This is a genomic window from Bacillus mexicanus, from assembly GCF_050445615.1.
Taxonomy (GTDB): domain Bacteria; phylum Bacillota; class Bacilli; order Bacillales; family Bacillaceae; genus Bacillus; species Bacillus mexicanus.
On sequence record NZ_JBCEYV010000002.1, the window covers coordinates 288689 to 310640 of the forward strand.

The following is a 21952-nucleotide window of genomic DNA, read 5'->3' on the forward strand; positions in this document are numbered from 1 at the left end:
AACCCCATCACCTGCAGGTGATGGGGTTTGTTTTTATTGAATAGATGTTAGATAAATTCTTCCGTCCTTCACTGTGCCTGTGTAGGTCCAGTTATATGTTCTAAGCTTTGGGCTGCCTCCGGATTTTGTGATATAGAACTCTTCATACGTCTTAATCGTGATAGCCGATCCATTTTGGCTCCAGCTTTTCACTTCATAGTTATTAAAATCTTCTGTTGTCCCCTCTTTATTTAATTTCGCCACAAGGTGTTGCTGGTCGGAATAAAGAGAACTGCCTTTTTTAAGACTGTCTTCCATCAATGAGAAACGATTTTGATTTATGGCATCTGCCTGACTTTGCAGATAACTGCCCATAAATAATGTCACTTGTTCATCTGTAACATTACCGCTTGGAGAGCTTTCACTGTTTTTATTTTTCGAGCCTTCCCAGTCAGACGTGTACGTTTCCGGCTTATCATTTTTGATTTTCTTTATATTTGTTCCGGCCGATTCGAATGTTGATTCAGCTTCTTCAAAAATCCACTTTTTCTGTTTTTTATCATAGGAAAGGAGATATTTGTAACTCGGACTGTCATCAGTCATTTCAGATTTTGTATAGTCGTTATACGAAGACGACTGGTGAAGTTCTTTTCCTGTTACCGATACCTGCCATGTCCCGTCGTTTTTCTGAGAGAGAGCGAATGTATCCAGATCAAAATCAGTTTCTAAATATTTATCTTTTAAGTAAGAGTTCGTATATTTCATAGAATCGACGGTATCCTTCGCCTGTGCCTTCCATTTGGCGCTAGCCTCTGTCATCTGGGCTGTATTCCCATCCGAAAGCGCTTTTGAATACTGCTTAGTTGTTTTGACAATCGTTTTCATAATCGCTTCCTGTGTGTCTTGGTCAGGAATTAACGTTAACTCCATTTCTTTATTGTCGATTGGCACACCCGCTGTTTTTGTTTTTCCCCACGGAAACTCCGCTTCGACTGCGGCCGTCATGGACCCGTCTGTCAGAAGAGGGCCATATGTGACGGATTTGAACGGATCTTTATGAATCGACTTGCCATTAATCAGCAACTCTCCCTTCCCGCTCTTAATGTCATCCGCTAAGCTGAATGTGACATCGTCCGCTTCCAATGAGAGATCAACACGAAAGCTGTTATCGCCAACCGCTTGAATGTCTTCCTTTTTCACAAGATCGACGACATCGTTTTTCAGTTTGGCTGAGACTGTATATTCACCGGGAATGTACGGTCCGAGAGTTTGTGCTTGATCCGCTTTCTTTATAGATCCGGCATCCTCTTTATTCACATATAGATCGGCATTTTTATAATTGCTGGTTACTTCAAAATAAACTGGTGTGATCTTTAAATTATAATGATCAAATATGAGCAAGCTTTTCCCGTCTTTCTCCGCATTTACAATATCCTTTTGGTCTGTTTCAGAACGCAAAGATGCAAAAAGCTCCTCTTTTTTATCAGGGTGATCCTTTAAATAAGAGATGAATGGTTTTACATTATTTTTTGTCAGTTTAAGCTTGTCGCTTTGCGGCGTAAGCAGAGATGCGATTTTGTCTTTATCCTCATTATTTACAGCCTCTTCAAACTTGTCGACTAGCCTCTCCTTTGACGTAAAATACGCTCCTGTTTTATATGCGGCGAATAATATAACGCACGCTGCGGCGATGCTGCTCCATAAAATGATCGTCTTCTTAGGGATTGGTTTTCGGGGAGCCTGCTTCGTTTCAGCAGTGCTTGCTGTTTCTTGATTCACTTGCCTGCTGAGCCCTCCCATCGGGGTGCCGCATTCTTTACAAAACTGGGCGCCTTTATTATTTTTTTGACCGCATTCCTTACAAAACATGTGACTTTCCTCCTATTTGTTATCCGCTATTTTGTACAGATTTCCTATATTTCATATTTTATAATAGAATGGTATGAAATTGGAGGAAATCATAAAAATATCTCTATTAACATGTGAAAAGGTGGAATGAATGTGCATAAGCTTAGGATTCAAATAGAAGAAAAAACAAATGACGACTTATATGACCTATTGCTGCTTGCCGATCCGTCGAAGGACATTGTCAATGAATATCTTGAGAGAGGAACATGTTACACAGCTTGGACGGGTAATGAGCTTGCCGGTGTTTATGTATTGCTAAAAACAAGGCCTCAAACAGTTGAAATTGTAAATATTGCCGTAAAAGAGTCTCTTCAAAAGAAGGGCTTTGGCAAACAGCTTGTACATGACGCTATCGAAAAGGCAAAGGAGCTGGGTGCGGACACGTTAGAAATAGGCACGGGGAACTCCAGTATCCATCAGCTTTCACTTTATCAAAAGTGCGGTTTTCGCCTACAGGCGATCGATCATGACTTTTTTATTAGACATTATGATGAGGATATCTTTGAAAACGGCATTCAATGCCGTGATATGGTGAGGTTATATTTGGATCTCTGAAAGCGCAAAAAGACCGCCGAGAAAAATCCCGGCGGTCTTTTTATTACTTATTCAAGTTGTAGAAAGAGTTGATACCGTGGTATTGAGCAGTTTCAGCCAACTGATCTTCGATGCGAAGAAGCTGGTTGTATTTCGCAACACGGTCCGTACGAGACGGAGCACCTGTTTTGATTTGTCCTGCGTTTGTTGCCACAGCGATGTCAGCGATAGTGCTGTCTTCAGTTTCACCAGAACGGTGAGAGATAACAGCAGTGTAGCCTGCGCGTTTCGCCATTTCGATCGCATCGAATGTTTCAGTCAATGTACCGATTTGGTTTACTTTGATCAGGATAGAGTTGCCTACGCCGTTTTTGATACCTTCAGCAAGTTTTTTCGTGTTTGTAACGAAGAGGTCATCACCGACAAGCTGAACTTTTTTGCCAAGACGCTCAGTAAGAAGCTTGTGGCCTTCCCAGTCGTTTTCATCAAGTCCGTCTTCGATAGAGATGATTGGGTATTTAGAAACCATTTCTTCGTACCAGTCAACCATTTCGGCAGATGTTTTCACAACGCCTTCGCCAGACAGATGGTATTTACCGTCTTCTTTGTTGTAGAACTCAGAAGATGCAGCATCCATTGCAAGTTTTACTTCTTCGCCAGGTTTGAAGCCGGCTTTTTCGATTGCTTCAACAATTGTTTGAAGCGCTTCTTCGTTAGAACCAAGGTTTGGAGCGAATCCGCCTTCATCACCTACAGCTGTGTTCATTCCTTTAGCAGAAAGAACTGATTTTAGGCTGTGGAAGATTTGAGCGCCCATGCGAAGTGCTTCACGGAAGTTAGGAGCACCTACAGGCATAATCATGAATTCTTGAATATCTACGTTGTTATCAGCATGCTCTCCGCCGTTTACGATGTTCATCATCGGTACAGGAAGCGTTTTTGAGTTGAATCCTCCAAGGTATTGGTAAAGAGGAATCTGTAAGAAATCAGCAGCAGCGCGCGCACAAGCCATAGATACGCCAAGGATTGCGTTTGCACCAAGTTTGCCTTTGTTGTCAGTACCATCAAGCTCGATTAAAAGCTGATCGATTGCGTTTTGTTCAGTTACATCAAAGCCAAGAAGCTCTGGAGAAATGATTTCGTTTACGTTGTTAACAGCTGTTAACACGCCTTTTCCAAGGTAACGGTCTTTGTCGCCGTCACGAAGCTCAACTGCTTCGTATTCGCCTGTAGAAGCTCCGCTTGGCACTAATGCGCGGCCGAAAGCTCCTGTTTCTGTATATACTTCAACTTCAACTGTTGGATTGCCGCGGGAGTCTAATACTTCGCGTGCATAAACATCAACAATGTATGGCATGAGTTATGTCTCTCCTTTTGATTTCAGCTTATTTTTGAATTAAAGATGTTCCAGTCATTTCTTGCGGTTTTTCAACATCGAGAAGGTCTAATAACGTTGGTGCAAGGTCGCCTAGGATTCCGCCCTCACGCAGCGTGATGCCTTCTTTCGTCACAATAACAGGAACTGGGTTTGTCGTATGCGCAGTGTGCGGGTCGCCTGATTCTGTAATCAGAATGTCAGCATTACCGTGATCAGCGGTAATGATCGCGTGACCGCCTTTAGCGAGGATCGCGTCAACGACTTCGCCTAAGCATTCGTCCACTGCTTCAATTGCTTTCACTGTTGGTTCAACCATTCCGGAATGGCCGACCATATCAGGGTTTGCGAAGTTAAGAATAATCGCGTCATGCTTGTCAGCTTCAATTTCTTTAACAAGCGCGTCCTTCACTTCGTACGCACTCATTTCAGGCTTCAAGTCATACGTCGCGACTTTCGGCGAGTTGATGAGAATACGCTCTTCACCCGAGAATTCAGCTTCACGGCCGCCGCTCATAAAGAACGTGACGTGCGGATACTTTTCAGTTTCTGCAATTCGAAGCTGTTTTAATCCATGCTGAGCTAATACTTCTCCGACTGTGTTGTCAAGATTTATCGGTTTAAACGCCACATAGCCGTCAACTGATTCACTGAAGTGCGTCAGGCAGACGAAATGCAGGTTCTTCGGATAATTCTCCCCGCGGTCGAAATCGCGGAAGTCTTTGTTTGTGAACGTGTTGGAAATCTGGATGGCGCGGTCCGGTCTGAAATTATAGAAAATCACAGAATCCCCGTCTTCGATTTTCGCAACAGGCTCACCGTTTTCTTTAGTGATGACAGACGGAATCACGAATTCATCATAGATTCCATTCGCATAAGAATCATCAACAACATCCATTGCGCTGCGGTATGTCGGGCCTTCGCCGTAAGCCATTGCGCGGTACGCTTTTTCTACACGGTCCCAGCGTTTGTCGCGGTCCATTGAGTAGTAGCGTCCGGAAATGCTGGCGATTTCCCCAATACCGATTTCCTCGATTTGTTCGTTCAGCTGCTTGATATAAGTTTTCGCTGTTTGCGGACCTACATCGCGGCCGTCAAGGAAACCATGAATGTAAACCTTTGTCAGCCCTTCATTTTTCGCAAGCTTTAACAAAGCGAACAAATGATTGATGTGGCTGTGTACACCGCCGTCTGATAAAAGGCCGAACAGGTGCAGGGCTTTGTTATTTTCTTTCGCGCTGTTCATTGCGTCAAGGAATGTTTGATTGCGTTCAAACTCTCCATCGCGAATGGCAACATTTACGCGTGTTAAGCTTTGGTACACAATACGTCCCGCACCGATATTTAAGTGACCCACTTCGGAGTTCCCCATCTGTCCGTCAGGAAGGCCTACAGCCTCGCCTGAAGCAGTCAATGTTTGATGTGGATACTGATTCCAGTAGCGGTCAAAATTCGGTTTTTTCGCTAAAGCGACTGCGTTTCCTACTGTTTCGTTGCGTAATCCAAACCCATCAAGAATGATGAGTGCAGCTGGTTTTTTACTCATATTGACCTTCCTCCAATAATTGAACGAACGACTGTGGCTCAAGGCTCGCGCCGCCAACCAAAGCACCGTCAATATCGGACTCTGCCATATATTCTTTAATGTTTGCAGGCTTTACGCTTCCGCCATATTGAATGCGAAGCTTGTCTGCAATTTCTTGGCTGAAGCTTTCAGCGACGGTTTTACGGATATGCGCACACACGTCATTCGCATCTTTTGCTGTAGAAGATTTGCCTGTTCCGATAGCCCAGATTGGCTCATATGCAATAACAGAAGCAGCAACTTGTTCTTCAGAAAGACCAGCAAGGCCTTTTTTCACTTGGTCTGCAACAAGATCATTTGTTTTGCCGGCTTCGCGCTCTTCAAGCGTTTCACCCACACAGATGATCGGCACAATGCCGTGTTTGAAAGCAGCATGTGCTTTTTTGTTAACTGTTTCATCAGTTTCAGCGAACATTTCACGGCGCTCAGAGTGGCCGATGACACAGTAGTCAACGCCAATGTCTTTTAGAGCAACCGGGCTGATTTCACCTGTGAACGCGCCGCTTTCTTCAAAGTGCATGTTTTGAGCGCCGACTTTAAGGTCAGTGCCTTTCACAGCAGAAGTAAGCTTTTCTAGGAAAAGCGCTGGCGCGCAAACAACAGCTTCCGCTTTGTCTGCTGCTGGAATGGAAGATTTCACTTCTTCAACGAAGCTGACAGCTTCGCCGAGTGTTTTGTTCATTTTCCAGTTACCGGCTATAATTGGTTTTCTCATCTGTTCCACTTCCTTATAGCAGTTTTGAGATTATTTGTCGTTAAGTGCAGTTACCCCTGGAAGCTCTTTGCCTTCCATAAACTCAAGGGATGCGCCGCCGCCTGTTGAGATGTGGCTCATTTTGTCAGCAAGGCCGAATTTTTCAACCGCTGCCGCAGAGTCTCCTCCGCCGATGACAGAGTATGTATCTTTCGCCTCTGCCAATGCTTCTGCAACCGCTTTTGTTCCTTGAGCGAACAAGTCGATTTCGAACACACCCATCGGTCCGTTCCACACAACAAGTTTGCTGTTTTTGATAACGTCAGCATATGTTTCGCGTGTTTTCGTACCAATGTCGATTGCTTCTAAATCACTAGGGATTTCAGAAACCGGCACCATTTTTACGTTTGCATCGTTAGAGAAATCGTCTGCAACGAGTACATCTTCAGGCATATAGAAGTTAACGCCTTTTTCTTTCGCACGGTCCATAAATGATTTTGCAAGCTCGACTTTATCTTCTTCAAGAAGAGAATTACCGACTTCATAGCCAAGCGCTTTAACGAATGTATAAGCAAGACCTCCGCCGATGATCAAGTTGTCTACTTTATCAAGAAGACTTTCGATTACACCGATTTTGTCTTTTACTTTCGCTCCGCCGATGATTGCTGTGAACGGGCGGTCAGGGTTAGAAACCGCTTTTCCGAGTACATCAAGCTCTTTTTCCATTAAGAAACCTGCAACTGCTGGCAGATGCTCAGCAATTCCAGCTGTAGATGCGTGGGCACGGTGGGCAGCACCGAATGCGTCATTCACATATACATCTGCAAGCTCAGCAAATGCTTTTGCAAGCTCAGCGTCATTTTTCTCTTCACCAGGATAGAAACGTACGTTTTCTAATACAAGAATGTCTCCATCTTTCATATCAGAAATTTGTGATTTTACAGCATCACCGTAAGCTTCGTCTGCTTTTTTCACTTCTTTGCCAAGCAGTTCGCCGAGACGTGCAGCGACAGGAGTTAAACGAAGCTCCTCAACCACTTCGCCTTTCGGGCGGCCTAAGTGACTCGCGAGAAGAACTTTCGCGCCTTGGTCTGCAAGGTGTTTGATTGTTGGAAGCGCAGCACGGATACGTGTATCGTCTGTTACTTCCCCGTCTTTCATTGGAACGTTAAAGTCAACGCGGCAAAATACTACTTTTCCTTTTACGTCGATGTCTTTGAGAGTTTTTTTATTCATGCCAGGAGATCCTCCTTCAAAATGGTTTGCATACAGCACGAAAAACGTGAAACCGTCTGATCAAGCGATAACTCCGCCAGGGCAGTTCGCAGTCTTTTTCGGCACAGGGCAGTTCGTCTAAAAGCCAGGGCAGCGGCTTCGTCGAAAGCACCGGCAAAGCTGCTGAAAAAGCGGCCGTTTCTCTATCACAGAACGTTTTCTGAAAGCCGGTCTTCATGGAAAAAGGGAAAGGGAGTCCGTCCCCTTCCCTTGTCCGCTTTCATTATAGCGCTTCTATTCAAAAGAACCAAGTTTGGTCCTTTTTTCAGCTATAAATTAAAGACCTTTTTTTGCAATGTAAGCTGCAAGGTCAACAACGCGGTTAGAGTAGCCGCTTTCGTTATCGTACCAAGAGATTACTTTTACCATGCTGCCTTCCATAACCATTGTAGAAAGAGCATCGATTGTAGAAGAGTTTTTGTTTCCGTTGTAGTCGCCAGAAACTAATGGCTCTTCGCTGTAGCCAAGAACTCCTTTAAGATCGCCTTCAGCTGCTTCTTTAAGAGCTGCGTTTACTTCTTCAACTGTTACTTCTTTGTTCAGTTCAGCAACCAAGTCAACTAGAGAAACGTTTGGAGTTGGAACACGCATTGCTCCACCGTTTAGTTTGCCTTTTAGTTCAGGAAGAACTAGAGAAACTGCTTTAGCAGCACCAGTTGATGTTGGGATGATGTTTTCAGCTGCTGCACGCGCACGACGGTAGTCTTTGTGCGGAAGATCAAGGATTTGCTGATCATTTGTGTAAGAGTGAACAGTTGTCATCATACCGCGTTTGATGCCGAATTTGTCGTTAAGTACTTTCGCAAACGGCGCAAGGCAGTTTGTTGTGCAAGATGCGTTAGAGATAACATCGTGGTTAGCTGCATCGTATTTATCTTCGTTAACACCCATAACGATTGTGATATCTTCTTCGTTAGCAGGAGCAGAGATGATTACTTTTTTCGCGCCAGCTTCTAAGTGTTTCGCAGCGTCTGCGCGTTTTGTGAAGAAACCAGTAGATTCAACTACGATTTCAACGCCTTGTTTGCCCCAGCTAAGTTTAGCAGGATCGCGTTCTGCAGAAACTTCAATTGTTTTTCCGTTAACAACAAGGTTGTTACCGTCAACTGAAACTTCAGCGTCTAATTTTCCGTGTACGGAATCATATTGTAAAAGGTGAGCAAGCATGTTAGCATCTGTTAAATCATTAACCGCTACTACCTCAACTTCAGGATTGTTTAATGCTGCGCGGAATACGTTACGTCCAATACGACCAAAACCGTTAATACCGACTTTTACTGCCATGATTATTTCCTCCTTTAAGTAAGTGAGAGATATTTATATTGAGGGATTATTCATCCCTTAATAACTTCTTTGCGGCTCCTTCGTCTGTGACGAGAACCGTGTTGCGGGGCTTTTTAAAGTAAGCCTCGATCGCCTCGGCTTTTGATGCTCCGCCCGCTACCGCAATAATATCGGGAATGGCGTCTATATCATCCAGCTGCATTCCGACAGAATGCACCTTGTGGACCACTTCGCCGTCCACATTAAAATAGTAGCCAAACGCTTCTGTCACCGCGTCGTTGTCATCTATTTTCTTTAAGTCTTCTAAAGGTGTGTTTCTCCGTTCAGCCATAGTTTTAGCTTCACCGATTCCATGAACCAGCATACTCGCTGATTTAATGGTGTTCAGCACCTCTTTGACAGAAGGTTCTTCAATAATAGATGAATAGGCGCCTTGTGACAGCTGTCCTGGAACAAACAAAAGCCGATAAGTGCCTGAAGCCTTTTCCGCCATATGTGCGCATATGGTGTTCGCCTGGTTTTTCACGTCTTCGCCTAAACCGCCTCTTGCAGGCACAAACACAAGTCCGCGGTTTTTAGAATCCGGCGTCATCATTTCGGCGACAGCCTCAATTGTCGTACCGCCAGTTACAGCGACGATATTTTTTCCTGAAAATCTTTTTTTCATACATGCGACAGCCGCTCTTCCCATTTCTTTTTTAACCCATGGGGATTGGTCGCTGTCTCCAGACACAATAATGGCATCCTTTAGATTTAAGCGTTCTTTTAATGTCTTTTCCAAAAGAGTTAAACCTAAAACATCTTTCATCGTGTCTTCCAAAATGGAAAGCAGTTCGTAACCCTCTTCTGTCAATGTCATGCCGTTTGTTTTGATATCGACCAGATTCTGTTCCTTTAAAAACAGGACCTCACTTCTCAGCACTCGTTCGCTGATTCCGAGACTGGCAGACAGGCTTCTTCGCCCGATGGGTTCTGTCAGCCTGATATACTGTAAGATTTCAAACCTCTTTTGCATAACAAGCAGAAGATCAGGCAATAATTTTTTTTGAGCTTGTATTAACTGGTTCATGACTCAAACGTTCCTTCCTTTTTTGCTGGACATTATATGTCCCGCTATGACAAAAAACGTCCCATCATAGCCAAAAAAAATTATTTCTGCTTTCTTTAATTATTTTAACAGGCTGGAATTATTTATTCAACTGTTAAAGCCAATTCGTCGACAATATTCACAGAGTTTTCATGCCTCAGCATTTTATCCAGCACTATTTCCCTCTGCATATCTTTATCTTATACAGAAAACGCCAAAAGGTGCCTCCAATAAAAGCAACCCTTTCGATCGAAAGGGTTCATTCACTTAAAGCGCTTTCATTTAATCCAAAGCTTCTCAATCTCTTCAAGTGATTTGTTCTTTGTTTCCGGACAGATCGTAACAACAAACAAGAAACAAAGTATATTAATCACTGCAAAAATCCAAAATGTATAGGCGAGTCCGAATGAGTCGATCATCATGGGCACAAACTGTCCGATCGCCCAGTTTGCTCCCCATAAAAAGATGGTCGCAATGCCGGCAGCCCGCGCACGCAGGTGATTCGGGAAGATTTCAGAAATCATAATCCATGTAATCGGGCCTACAGACACACAAAATGCTGCCACAAAACCTAAAATAAAAAAGATCAGCATAAGTCCGCTTGTTAACTGAAAGTAGAACGAGGTCCCAATTAAGATCATAAAAACAGCCATAAACGCTGATCCGATGGACATCAGTTTTTTTCGTCCGACTTTATCAATCAACAACACTGCAATAACTGTAAAAATAACTTCCACAACCCCAACGATACAGGTTGTCACAAATCCGGCATTTTGTCCGAATCCCATCATTTTGAAAATTTCCGGCCCATAGTAAGTAATCGCGTTCATGCCGATGACTTGGTTAAACAGCGCCAGCAGAATTCCAATGATAAGCGCCTTTCTGAGACCTGGTTTAAAAAGCTGGGAGAGCGACCCCATTTGTTCTATTTTTAAAGAGTTCTCAATATTCTTTAATTCTGCTTTGGCGACAGTTTCTCCATTAATGCGCGTCAGTATTTTTAGCGCTTCTTTTGTTTTGCCCGCTTTCGCCAGCCACCTCGGACTCTCCGGCACGACGAGCAATACGAGGAAAAAGATTACAGCGGGCACCATTCCATAAGCGAGCATCCATCTCCAGCCGGTATGCACGCCCCATTCATATGTTCCGGATCGCTGCACTGCGAGATTAATAAAGTACGTTGCTGAAATACCTAATATCGTGAAGAGCTGATATAAGGAAGAAAGGCTTCCGCGGATGGCAGGGGGTGCGGCTTCCGTAATATACGTAACAGAAAGTGAAGAGCCCATCCCAATCCCGAGACCTCCGACAATCCTTGCAATAATTAAGGTAGACACATCTTGAGACAGCGCTGAAACGATGGCTGATATCGCAAATAACAAAGCGGCTGTCATTAAAATTTTTCTCCGACCGAACTTGTCACTTAAAAATCCGGAGATCCCGACGCCAGCCACCCCTCCGATCATAATGCTCGAAATCACAAGACCTTCCATAAATGGACTCAGCCTGTATAAATCCTTCAGAAAGCCGATCGCCCCTGAAATGACTGCCGTGTCATAGCCATACAATAAACCGCCAAGTCCCGCCGCACATGAGATCAAAATGACAAATCCCATTGAATGGCTTCTTGTTACAGGAGCATTTGGTTCTAATTGAGTTGGAGTATTCTTCATATCCCTGCCCTCCCGAATGTTTAATAAAGCGTTTACATTGAACGATATAATTGTACGTACTTATATAAAAATTTAACGAAAATTACATTTGATTAGTACGTACAAATATAGAATAAAGCTGTTTGCATTTTCTGTCAATGTTTTCTCACAAAAGTCGCTATGCTATACTGGAATTTGTCCGTATACATTTTGGAGGAATGGATATGTTACCTAAATACGCTCAAGTAAAAGAAGAAATCAGTTCATGGATTAATCAAGGCAAAATACTGCCCGAGCAAAAGATACCTACCGAAAATGAATTAATGCAGCAATTCGGCGTCAGCCGGCATACCATTCGCAAAGCGATCGGAGACCTCGTATCACAAGGCCTGCTGTACAGCGTACAAGGCGGCGGAACTTTTGTCGCTTCACGTTCTGCTAAGTCAGCGCTGCATTCCAATAAAACGATCGGTGTTCTGACAACCTACATATCAGACTATATTTTTCCGAGCATCATTAGAGGAATTGAATCCTATTTAAGCGAGCATGGATATTCCATGCTGCTAACCAGTACAAACAACAACCCAGACAACGAAAGAAGAGGATTAGAAAATCTTCTGTCCCAGCAAATTGACGGGCTGATCGTAGAACCGACAAAAAGCGCCCTGCAAACCCCAAATATTGGCTACTATTTGAATTTGGAGAAAAACGGCATTCCTTTTGCGATGATTAACGCGTCATACGCCGAGCTTGCCGCACCGAGCTTTATCTTGGATGATGTGAAGGGCGGAATGATGGCGGCAGAGCACTTGCTTTCTCTCGGCCACACGCACATCATGGGTATTTTCAAAGCTGATGATACACAAGGCGTAAAGCGGATGAATGGATTTATCCAAACTCACCGGGAGCATGATTTATTTCCTTCTCCAGATATGATCGTGACATTTACGACCGAGGAAAAAGATTCGAAGCTGCTTGAGAAAGTAAAGGCCATACTGGAGGAAAACAACAAAGCTATGCCGACAGCCATTTTATGTTATAACGATGAAATTGCATTGAAGGTAATTGATGTGCTGCGGGAGATGGATATCAAGGTGCCGGAGGATATGTCTATCGTCGGGTATGACGATTCGCATTTTGCCCAAATCTCCGAAGTAAAACTAACCTCAGTCAAGCATCCGAAATCCGCACTTGGTGAATCAGCTGCCAAATATGTCATTGACTGCTTAGAACATAAAAAGCCGAAGCAAGAGGATGTTATATTTGAGCCTGAGTTGATCATCCGTCAGTCCGCACGAAAACGAAACAAATAAAAAAAGCAATGCATGGGTCTCCCCGCTGCATTGCTTTTTTTATAGCTGTTATCTGTTGTTCCACACGTCCGCGACAATTTCAAACGAACGCATTCTGTCTGCGTGTTCATAGGTTTCGGAGTTAACCATGATTTCATCAGCCTGTGTCGTTTTAACAAAGTCTTCGAGCTTCGCTTTCACTTCTTCCGGACCGCCGACAATCGTAGAGCTCAGCTGCTCATTGACCATCGCTTTTTCATATGGGCTCCAGATTTGATCCATATCCTCAACAGGCGGCTTAAGCTGGTTCGGCGTGCCGCGGACAAGATCAAGAAATCTTTGATAGTGCGAAGTTGCAAGGTGCTGCGCTTTCTCGTTAGTGTCTGCTGCGATGATGGTGACGCCGACCATTGCATACGGTTCGTCAAGCACTCCTGAAGGCTTAAATGAATTGCGGTACAGCTCTAAAGCGGGAACCGTATTTGCCGGCGAGAAATGAGCCGCGAATGCAAATGGAAGGCCTAGTTCGCCCGCCAGACGGGCACTGAAGCCGCTGGAACCCAGCAGCCAAATCGGCACATCTATGCCTTCACCCGGAATGGCGCGGACTTGATTGCGTACATTCCCCGATGGTTTAAAATAATTGCGCAGTTCCTCTAATTGTTCCGGAAAATCTTCACCGCTGTTAATGTTTCTGCGGAGCGCTCTTGCTGTCAATTGGTCTGTTCCCGGCGCGCGGCCGAGCCCCAGATCAATTCGTCCGGGATACAGCGTTTCCAGTGTGCCGAATTGTTCAGCAATCACAAGAGAAGAGTGGTTTGGAAGCATAATGCCGCCGGAGCCGACGCGGATTTTTTTTGTGCCGCCGGCAATGTGGCCAATCAGAACTGCAGTGGCAGAGCTTGCGACACCTTCTATATTATGATGCTCAGCAAGCCAGTAACGGTGATAGCCCCATTCCTCGGCACGGCGCGCCAAGTCCATGCTGTTTCGGAATGATTCCGCGATCGTTCCTCCCTGAACAACCGGAGATAAATTTAAGACAGAAAGCAAGGTATCTTTGCGTTGGTTGTTAGACATATTGTTCTCCTTTGCAAATGTGTTATCAGTAAACAGCCTCAAGCTGTCAAATATGATTGAAAGGACTTCTCTCACACCATAACATACCTGCATTCGGGAATAAAAGAATTTGATTCGATGGAATTCGAACAATTTCCAACTAACATAAAAAATTATTATAAATATAAGATATATAGTTTAGTTTTTATAAATACTAGGGCAACATCCCGAATGCCCTTTTAACATAAGTGAAATTCCCTAAATTAATATAACCATTCTTGATAAACAAATGTTAAAATTGTTAATATAAGTAATGTTATAAAAGGAAGGAAGTTTCTATGTTAAAAAAAATCTTACTGACAGGGTTCACCACAATCTTATTAGCAACTTTAATTTTAGGCGGCAACACTAATAAAGCCTTAGCAGCTGATTTTTGGTCTGGTAATCAACGCTACTTAAATGTAAATGGATTTACTGATGCATCCTACTACACTAAAAAAGCAACAACCGTTGATTTTACTCTTGCATCACCGTATCCAGGAGCTAGTACATTTAAAGGAAACCTCTACTTACAACGAAAGACCGGAAGTAAATGGAATACATGCAAAAAAACGACTTTTTCTTTTATGTACCGGGTAACTAAATCCTTTTCTCTAAAAGGTTGTAAAACAGGCTATTATCGTGTTAAAGCTACCTTTAAAGGTTCTAAATCAACAAACACTACCAATACTTTTAAGATAAACCGATAATAATTAAGATATATATCTATTAGCAAAGGAGCTCAAAAAATGAGCTCCTTTATTAGCATTCTTATTTTCCCTCAAATAAACAGCCCTGCGCCACCTCAATAAAGAGCTTAGCCGCTAGAGAAGCTTCCTTCAGCGACGGAACAGCAAGCTGCACATCACGGTATACCTGCGGGTCCAGAACCCGAGTGACCACATGCTCCGGCAGCGGCATGCCCGACATGGACATTTCTGATAAAATCGCCATACCAAGCCCTTCTCTGATCATACTGATCGAGGTCTTCATTTATAGACTTAGAAAGCGTGTTCAATGTAGCGCAGCGCCAGCCTGCCTGAACATGTCGTGAAAAGGTAATCTATTGCAGCCGTCACAGACGATCATCGGTTCATGATCGAGATCTTTCACGTAATGGCTAAACGGCTGCAAAGCGCAATAAGCCGCGGCGATCGATGTAAAGGAGAAGGCCGCACAATCATAAAAACCCTCTTGTCAGATGTAACAAGAGGGGTTCTAATTTACTAATATTTGCGTCCTTTGACCAAATATGCAACTGTAATCAAAAGGTAGATCGCCGCGGTGATAAGCGTAATAACTATTGACGTTGTCATGATGACCCCGATTAGAATAGCAAGTAATGCAAGTACCGCAAACCATGTCGTGTATGGGAACCATTTCACATAATAGGCTGGTGTTTCTGTTTGATCTTTTCTCGATTTCAAATGAGCGAATCCGATGATCAGCCAAATGAATAAAACGGTATAACCTAATGACCCCATTAAGTAGTCAAATGTTTCGCTTCCTGCGAACAGAGAAATCAATACGCCAATATAGAGAAAAGAAGTACACATCAGAATCGCCAACATTGGTACGTTTTTCGATGAAAGCTTCGAAAAGATCTTCGGAAGCCTTCCATCGCTTGCCTGTGTAAATAAAATGCGTGATGATCCGTATAAACCTGAGTTCATCGATGAAATGATCGCCAGCAGAATGACTGCGTTCATGATATGATCCGCACCCGGAATGCCAACCATTTTAAAGACCATAACGAAAGGACTTTCCGGAACGGAATTGACTTGATTCCATGGAATCAGGCTGACGATGATAAAAAACGGCAGCAGGTAGAACGCGACAATCCGTGTCAGTGTGCTGCGGACAGCTTTCGGAACAACCTTTTCCGGATTCTTTGTTTCAGCAAGCGTTACACCGATAATTTCTGTACCGCCATATGAGTAGATTACGACAAGCATCGCCGTAATCAGCCCTGTGCCGCCGTTCGGGAAAAATCCGCCGTGTTCTGTCAGGTTTGAGAACCCAACAGCAGTATGATCGCCGAATGACACAAATAAGAGCAATAATCCTAAAATAATGAAGATAATAATAACGGTAATCTTGATCATTGCCAGCCAATATTCAGTTTCGGCGAAAATTTTCACAGAAAGCAAATTCACAATTGTGACGACAAGAGAAATTCCCAATGCCAGCATCCAAATCGGGCAGCCAGGCAGCCAATATTGAATAAAAATCGCAGCGACAACAGCCTCAGCCGCAATGTTAAGCACCCACATTTTCCAATATATCCAATCCAAGAAATAAGCAGCGTAATTTCCTAATACCTGTTGGACAAGATCCCGAAAGGTTCTGGCGTTACGGTTGCGCACAGCCATTTCCGCGAGCCCCTGCATAATAAACAGCAAAATAATGCCGCCGAGCAGGTAAGCGATTATGACAGATGGTCCTGCCACATCGATTGCTGAGCTGCTCCCTTTAAATAACCCTGCGCCGATTGCTCCGCCCAGCGCCATCATCATAATATGGCGGGACGTCATCGTGCGTTTTAACGTTTGATCGTTCTTTTTCATCCTCTTTTACCTCTCCTTTTCGTTTTTCAAAAACAAAAAAGGCCCGCCGTCTCTATCTAATCTAATAGATAAAGAGACGACGAGCCTTTGGCTGACCGCGGTACCACTCTTATTGATTCTTCATGAAGAATCCAGCTTTTGACCTGTAACGAAGGCTAGTCGTTAAAACATGGGGAATATTCAATCTATTCCGTTACGTCCTACCACTCCCGGGCGAGTTCAAAGAAGAACCAGGCTGCGTCGCACCACCCCGCAGTTCTCTGTTCTGATCACTTTCTTTTACTGCTCCCAATCTATGTGTTTTTAGTTTTCTGAAAAAATCAAATTTTAAGATCTGAATATATTAACATAATATACGTGCTTCTCATTTCCCTGTCAATAACTTCAGAGAAAAAAAGAATCTGTTATTTTGTCCCTTTTTGAATGGCTTTCCAAAAGGACTCTGACTCGTTTCCTAATGCATAGACTGAGACACCTGCTATTTTATATTGCTTTGCCAGATGGCTTTTCGTTTGAACGGTTTTTTCGTTTTCATACCACACGACATGTTTATGCTTCTTTTTGTCAACGTAGGAAAATGTCATCGAACCTGATTTTTTGTGGAATGCCGGCTTTGCTTTCTGCTTTTCGATGAGAGATTTGAGTTCATTCCATTCTCTCGCTGTGCTGCCGCTTCCGTCTTTGACATCCCAGTCATAGCCGTATGCGGGAATTCCCATAATGACTTTATTGGCTTTGATCTTTTTGACTGAAAACTGCAGGGAGCTTTTGATCCAGCTCGTGCTCGCCACTGATCCTGGATCGCCCCAAATGCCGTGTTCATCGTAAGTCATGACTTGTACGCAATCCGCATATTTACCGATTTTCGCATAATCATACGGCCAACTCCAGTCATCTTTTTGATCATCTGCACTTTTGGCGGGAACCGAAACCATTGTTTTGATCTGTTTCTTTTTCAAAGCCTGTGAGACATCTTGAATGAAGCGTGAATATTTGGATCTGTCTTCTGGATTCACTGCTTCAAAATCGATATTGATACCGTAGTATGAGTGCTTTTTGGCCAGTGCTATCAGCTGATCTGTGAAACGTTTTTCCGCTGTTTTATTACTCATGACTCGACTCGCTAAATCTCCGTCAAAATCGGAAATGGCATCATTATAGTTTGAAATGACGGCCCATGTCTTGATTTTTATCTTCTTCGCATATGTCAGCTGCTTAGTTGGGGCATCGCCAATGATATGTCCGTTTTTTTCAAACGCAAACGTATCTGTGGCGATGGAATTCATGTATGTATGATATTTCGCAAGAGAATTGTATGAGGCCGTATCACCAGTTGTGTAGCCTAATGTCATGCCGGCTGCCTTCGCTTCTGCGTTTGAATACATAAACAGAACAATCGCAATCGCCAGTGAAATCGCTGCGATCAGCCATTTTTTCATCGCATTTCCTCCTTTTTCAAACCATACTCTTCTCATCGGCGGAAATATCAGAAATTAAAGTTTTTTCAAGCAAAAAACCCGGCATATGCTGCCGGGTTTTCTAAGATCAGCGGTCAGAGACGAGAATGTATGCGGCTTTTACAGGTCCGTGCACCCCGACAACCAAGTCCATTTCAATGTCGGCTGAGTTGCTTGGTCCGGTAACATAGTTGATGCACGAGGGGACAGTGACGCCGTTCGCAATGTTTTGGCGGATGATATCGCTGGCTTGCGTCATTCTCGGCACGATGCTTGATTTCGGGACAATCGCAATATAGGTCGTTGGCAGAAGGCTGACAGACCGTCCAATGTCTTTTGAGGAAAAGAGGACAACTGTCCCCGACTCTGCCAGTGTGATTTCACTGAATGTGATTCCTACATTAGCTTGCTCCGCTTTTTTGATATTTTCTTCGCCTTTGGCGGCATCCCACTCCCAGACTGGGGTTCCATCGCTCGGCCAGTCTTTAGCGAGCAGGCTTTTTAGTCCGTATTCTTCAAAGCGGGGGTCCTTCGGAATGATGACAGGGCCTCCTGAAAACCGGCTTACTTGCTCGCGGAGGGCATCGTAAAGACCGGTTGAATCTGTTTCAATCAGCTCTGTATGGATTTTGACGCAATGGTTTTTGAGAACTGCGACTAAATCATCCGCTGAATAGCCTTCAAGTGTTCGATATTGCGGCTGGTGCGCCCACTCAGGGACTGCCACGCCTCCTGTTCTTCTTTCACGGCCCAGGCGTGATGCGATTCTGTTTAAAAAGCTCTCCTGATTCTGAACGGTTCCTTTCATCATCACTGCTCCTCCTTCGTAGGTTCACTTGTTTCCCTGTCAGTAAACCAGTCTCTGAATCGCGATTTGTGCGGTGCCGGGAAGTCGCGGATCTGTGTCCAGCTTTTGAGCGGGCCCGGCCCTTTCGAAATTTTTTCATCCTCTGTAAAAGGCGTCATGGCAGCCGGCGCCCATTTTGAGCCCATGTTATATAGCGACAAGGAGGATGTGCCAAGTCCGAACGCTTTCATGGCAAGCTTTTCACTGATCGGTGCTCTGCCTTCTTTTTCGACAATGTTCTGGCGATGCTTCAGAAGCAGCTCATGAAGCGGAATTTTGACCGGGCAGGCTTCAGAGCAAGCCGCGCACAATGAAGACGCGTACGGCAGTTCCTTATAATCGTCATAACCGCCGAGCAGGGGCGATAAAACCGCTCCTATCGGTCCCGAATAGATAGAGCCGTATGAGTGTCCTCCGACATGGCGGTACACAGGACAGACATTGATACAGGCGGCACAGCGGATGCATTGCAGCACAGACTGGAATTCCGTTCCGAGAATATTGGATCGGCCATTGTCAACAATGACAAGATGGAATTCCTCCGGTCCGTCCGCTTCCTCTTCCAGCTTTGGACCTGTCAATGCCGTAATATAACTTGTCAGCCGCTGCCCGACCGCACTCCTTGTCAGCATGCTGACAAGCACTTCAAATTCAGAAAATGACGGGACAATCCGCTCCATTCCCATGACGGTAATTTGTGTTTTTGACAAAGTGCTGACAAGCCGTCCATTTCCTTCATTGGTCACAAGGCTGACAGAGCCCGTGTCAGCGATAGCAAAGTTACAGCCAGTTATGCCGATATCCGCTTCCAGAAACTTTTCCCGCAGGATGGCGCGCGCGTGCATGACGAGCTCTTCCGGTTTTTCTGTATGCTGATAAGCGAGCCTTTCTTTAAATACATCACGTATTTGCTCTTTATTTTTATGAAGGGCAGGCGCTACGATATGGGACGGCGGGTCATGGTCATCAATCTGCAAAATATACTCGCCGAGGTCGGTTTCGACGACTTCGCAGCCTTCCTGTTCCAGCACCTCATTCAGATTGATTTCCTCTGTCACCATTGATTTTGATTTGACGATTTTCTTCCCGTTCTTCTTTTGGATGACATCGCGAATATAAGAAGACGCCTCTTCTGATGTTTTCGCAAAATAGACATGCCCGCCTCTTTTCGCCACATTTTCGGCAAGCTGGCCGAGATAGAAATCGAGGTTGTCAAGAACATGCTGCCTGATTTCCTCGGATAGCGAGCGCCACTCTTCCCAGTTTCCCAGTTCTTCGGCTGCTTCAAGACGCCGTGTCCGCAGACGCTCCTGCGCCCCTAAAACAGCACCTCTCATAAATGCATTATCAATCCCCTGTGATACTCGCTCTTTAAAAGCGTCAGTACCGATTTTCATCGCCATGATCCTTTCCCCCTCTGTATCTAGTTTTATCTGCTGTTAAGCACTTCGGCGATGTGCATCACTTTGACATTCTTGTCTTTTCGGTCAAGCCGGCCTCCGATATTCATCAAACAGCCGCAGTCAGCGCCAATCAGCACCTCTGCTTCCGTTTCCTCGATGCATGCGACTTTTTCATCGACCATCTGCTCAGAAATCTGCGCCATTTTGACGGAAAACGTTCCTCCGAAACCGCAGCAGTTATGTTTGCCAGGAAGCGTTGTGACTTCCAGGCCTTTCACATGGCTCAGGAGCTTCATCGGCTCCTCCCGAACCCCAAGAAGCCTTGTCATATGGCACGACGTATGTAAGGTTGCTTTTGTATGAAGGGACGCGCCGACATCCTCGACACCAAGGACATTTACGATAAAATCCGTCAGTTCATACGTTTTATCGGCAAGCTTTTGCGCTTTGTCTGCCCATTTCGGGTCATTCGCAAATAAGTGCGGGTACTCCCTGAACATTGTCGTGCAGGAACCTGAAGGGCTGACGACATATTCCGAATCCTCAAACGCTTCGATCATCCGTTTCATTGCTTTTTTGGCGTCATGCACATAGCCGCTGTTGTAAGCCGGCTGCCCGCAGCAGATTTGCCCTTCTGGAAAATCAACCTCACACCCAAGCCGCTCCAGCAGCTCAACCGTTGCTTTTCCGACATTTGTTTGAAACATATCAACAAGACAAGTGACAAAAAGTGAGACTTTCATGATGAACCCCTCTCTCATCCCCAATATATAATCAGGTCATCTGATGACCTGATTTAAGATAACTCTATAAATATCGTACACTATTCTGACAATGAAAGGAAAGGTTTTTCTGAATATCCCGACAATAAAAAACGCCTGCTTCACTTGACAGACGTTCAGAGCATTACACACTATTTTAATGATCATACAGACACTTTCTGTACTTTTTATATGTTTTCATAAATAAATAAAAGAAGCTAAGAGTGCTAAAGAGAACTAGCCAGCCTGCTCCGCCTCTCATCAGTGCAATAGGTGTTTCAAATAAAAAGGCTCTAATAAATGCAGACCCGGTCTTGTCCCACAGACCCGGCGTATAATACAAACGCTGAGGATGGATAAATAAATCAATAGTCAAGGCATTGGTAGTATATAGAGTCAATATGAAGGATAAAAATATAAACGAAAGGATAAAGTACGATTGCAATAGGCGTTTATATCGTCCAGCCCTGGATTCTGTATCAGAAAAAATATCATCTGATGCATGGGCATTCTCTTTTCTAAAATAATGCAGACCTTGTAAACTGAACAGATGTTTCCATCCGCTGTCTTCAAAAAGAGTCCGATACTCAGTAAAATCCTCCGGGTATGTAAAGGTGCGATAGTCGATTTTAACGGTAGAGTTGTCAGATGATGCTTCATCTGCAAAATGATAGGATAACAACCCTTTCCCTTTTAATTCGCATCCCTTATCTGCCATCTCATTGAGCCATTGCTCCTCTCTGTCTATGTCCATGAAATATCTGTATTTCTTCACAGAATCTCCCCTTTTTTATGTAATTCCTGCCTCGTTATGACAACCAGCCGCTCCATCCTCTCCATGTCCTTCCTTAACACATTTCTTCCAAGTTCAGTGATAATATATGTTTTTCTGCGGCGATCTTCACTTGGATAAGGCTCGATCAATTGATGCTTCAATACATTTTCGATTGCTCCATAAAGAGTTCCGGGGGCCATTTTCACTCTTCCGCCGCTAAGATTTTCAATATTTTTCATAATGATATAGCCGTGAGCTGGATGTAACAAAGATAAAAGCACATAGTAAACAGTCTCAGTCAGCGGCAAATAATTCTTTTCACTCATATAACGACCTCCACTATTCAGTATTACTGTATAACACTATCATATACAGTAAT

The 21952-nt window shown here is 44.2% G+C and carries 20 protein-coding genes, 1 pseudogene and 1 other annotated feature; of the genes and pseudogenes, 4 read left to right on the forward strand and 17 right to left on the reverse strand.

Going from position 1 to position 21952, the window contains the following annotated elements:
• Positions 1 to 33 precede the first annotated feature (33 nt).
• The gene (locus AAGG74_RS11145) at positions 34 to 1848 is read right to left on the reverse strand and encodes a zinc ribbon domain-containing protein (protein ID WP_429675445.1); all 1815 of its coding nucleotides are present in this window, start codon (positions 1846 to 1848) and stop codon (positions 34 to 36) included.
• 126 nt (positions 1849 to 1974) lie between these two features.
• Here AAGG74_RS11145 and AAGG74_RS11150 point away from each other — a divergent pair, with 126 nt between their 5' ends.
• Positions 1975 to 2442 carry a GNAT family N-acetyltransferase gene (locus tag AAGG74_RS11150; protein ID WP_429675446.1) on the forward strand — a complete coding sequence of 156 codons (468 nt, stop codon included), beginning with the start codon at positions 1975 to 1977 and terminating at the stop codon, positions 2440 to 2442.
• A gap of 43 nt (positions 2443 to 2485) precedes the next feature.
• Here AAGG74_RS11150 and eno read toward each other — a convergent pair whose 3' ends face one another.
• From eno to AAGG74_RS11170, 4 genes are read right to left on the reverse strand one after another with little or no spacing between them, the layout of a single operon-like run.
• Entirely contained in the window at positions 2486 to 3778 is a 1293-nt protein-coding gene (gene eno / locus AAGG74_RS11155; RefSeq protein ID WP_162103584.1) for a phosphopyruvate hydratase, read from the reverse strand.
• 28 nt (positions 3779 to 3806) lie between these two features.
• Positions 3807 to 5342: a 2,3-bisphosphoglycerate-independent phosphoglycerate mutase gene (gene gpmI, locus AAGG74_RS11160; protein ID WP_429675447.1), complete on the reverse strand. Its 1536-nt coding sequence runs from the start codon at positions 5340 to 5342 to the stop codon at positions 3807 to 3809.
• Positions 5335 to 6096, reverse strand: a complete 762-nt coding sequence (tpiA, locus tag AAGG74_RS11165; protein WP_225493311.1) for a triose-phosphate isomerase — start codon at positions 6094 to 6096, stop codon at positions 5335 to 5337. Before tpiA ends, gpmI begins: the two co-directional genes overlap by 8 nt.
• Positions 6097 to 6126: 30 nt before the next feature.
• Positions 6127 to 7311, reverse strand: a complete 1185-nt coding sequence (locus AAGG74_RS11170; protein ID WP_225493310.1) for a phosphoglycerate kinase — start codon at positions 7309 to 7311, stop codon at positions 6127 to 6129.
• On the opposite strand from AAGG74_RS11170, the gene AAGG74_RS11175 reads away from it, so the two are divergent.
• On the forward strand, positions 7310 to 7432 hold the full coding sequence (locus AAGG74_RS11175) for a hypothetical protein (protein WP_258894766.1): 123 nt from the start codon (positions 7310 to 7312) through the stop codon (positions 7430 to 7432). The genes AAGG74_RS11170 and AAGG74_RS11175 overlap by 2 nt on opposite strands.
• 194 nt (positions 7433 to 7626) lie before the next feature.
• On the opposite strand, the gene gap is transcribed toward AAGG74_RS11175, so the two are convergent.
• The 3 genes from gap to araE form a co-directional block, all read right to left on the reverse strand.
• Positions 7627 to 8634, reverse strand: coding sequence for a type I glyceraldehyde-3-phosphate dehydrogenase (gene gap / locus AAGG74_RS11180; protein ID WP_162103588.1), 1008 nt, complete (start codon positions 8632 to 8634; stop codon positions 7627 to 7629).
• A gap of 46 nt (positions 8635 to 8680) precedes the next feature.
• Positions 8681 to 9703: a gapA transcriptional regulator CggR gene (gene cggR / locus AAGG74_RS11185; RefSeq protein ID WP_429675449.1), complete on the reverse strand. Its 1023-nt coding sequence runs from the start codon at positions 9701 to 9703 to the stop codon at positions 8681 to 8683.
• 296 nt (positions 9704 to 9999) lie between these two features.
• Positions 10000 to 11394 carry an arabinose-proton symporter AraE gene (gene araE / locus AAGG74_RS11190; RefSeq protein ID WP_429675451.1) on the reverse strand — a complete coding sequence of 465 codons (1395 nt, stop codon included), beginning with the start codon at positions 11392 to 11394 and terminating at the stop codon, positions 10000 to 10002.
• 203 nt (positions 11395 to 11597) lie between these two features.
• On the opposite strand from araE, the gene araR reads away from it, so the two are divergent.
• Positions 11598 to 12686 (forward strand): arabinose utilization transcriptional regulator AraR, encoded by a 1089-nt coding sequence (gene araR, locus AAGG74_RS11195; protein ID WP_429675453.1) that lies wholly within the window; start codon positions 11598 to 11600, stop codon positions 12684 to 12686.
• Positions 12687 to 12734: 48 nt separating this feature from the next.
• On the opposite strand, the gene AAGG74_RS11200 is transcribed toward araR, so the two are convergent.
• Positions 12735 to 13745: an LLM class flavin-dependent oxidoreductase gene (locus tag AAGG74_RS11200; protein WP_162103592.1), complete on the reverse strand. Its 1011-nt coding sequence runs from the start codon at positions 13743 to 13745 to the stop codon at positions 12735 to 12737.
• Positions 13746 to 14062: 317 nt separating this feature from the next.
• Between AAGG74_RS11200 and AAGG74_RS11205 the strand changes: the two genes are divergently transcribed.
• Positions 14063 to 14473, forward strand: a complete 411-nt coding sequence (locus AAGG74_RS11205; RefSeq protein ID WP_429675454.1) for a hypothetical protein — start codon at positions 14063 to 14065, stop codon at positions 14471 to 14473.
• 61 nt (positions 14474 to 14534) lie between these two features.
• Here the strand turns inward: AAGG74_RS11205 and AAGG74_RS11210 are convergent.
• From AAGG74_RS11210 to AAGG74_RS11245, 8 genes and pseudogenes are all read right to left on the reverse strand, one after another.
• Positions 14535 to 14876: pseudogene (locus AAGG74_RS11210) on the reverse strand (LysR family transcriptional regulator substrate-binding protein); the annotation flags it as partial.
• A gap of 113 nt (positions 14877 to 14989) precedes the next feature.
• Positions 14990 to 16330, reverse strand: coding sequence for an amino acid permease (locus AAGG74_RS11215; RefSeq protein WP_429675456.1), 1341 nt, complete (start codon positions 16328 to 16330; stop codon positions 14990 to 14992).
• Between the two features lie 69 nt (positions 16331 to 16399).
• Positions 16400 to 16635, reverse strand: a binding site (T-box leader).
• Positions 16636 to 16734: 99 nt separating this feature from the next.
• A complete protein-coding gene (locus AAGG74_RS11220; protein WP_429675457.1) occupies positions 16735 to 17769 on the reverse strand; it encodes a glycosyl hydrolase family 18 protein in 1035 nt (344 codons plus the stop codon).
• A gap of 106 nt (positions 17770 to 17875) precedes the next feature.
• On the reverse strand, positions 17876 to 18598 hold the full coding sequence (lutC, locus tag AAGG74_RS11225; RefSeq protein ID WP_429675459.1) for a lactate utilization protein LutC: 723 nt from the start codon (positions 18596 to 18598) through the stop codon (positions 17876 to 17878).
• Positions 18598 to 20037, reverse strand: a complete 1440-nt coding sequence (lutB, locus tag AAGG74_RS11230; RefSeq protein ID WP_429675461.1) for a lactate utilization iron-sulfur protein LutB — start codon at positions 20035 to 20037, stop codon at positions 18598 to 18600. The genes lutC and lutB overlap by 1 nt, the downstream gene beginning before the upstream one ends.
• A gap of 26 nt (positions 20038 to 20063) precedes the next feature.
• Positions 20064 to 20780 carry a lactate utilization iron-sulfur protein LutA gene (gene lutA, locus AAGG74_RS11235; protein WP_162103598.1) on the reverse strand — a complete coding sequence of 239 codons (717 nt, stop codon included), beginning with the start codon at positions 20778 to 20780 and terminating at the stop codon, positions 20064 to 20066.
• Between the two features lie 175 nt (positions 20781 to 20955).
• Positions 20956 to 21573 (reverse strand): DUF2812 domain-containing protein, encoded by a 618-nt coding sequence (locus AAGG74_RS11240; protein WP_162103599.1) that lies wholly within the window; start codon positions 21571 to 21573, stop codon positions 20956 to 20958.
• Positions 21570 to 21899 carry a PadR family transcriptional regulator gene (locus tag AAGG74_RS11245; RefSeq protein WP_429675463.1) on the reverse strand — a complete coding sequence of 110 codons (330 nt, stop codon included), beginning with the start codon at positions 21897 to 21899 and terminating at the stop codon, positions 21570 to 21572. Before AAGG74_RS11245 ends, AAGG74_RS11240 begins: the two co-directional genes overlap by 4 nt.
• Between the last annotated feature and the right edge of the window lie 53 nt (positions 21900 to 21952).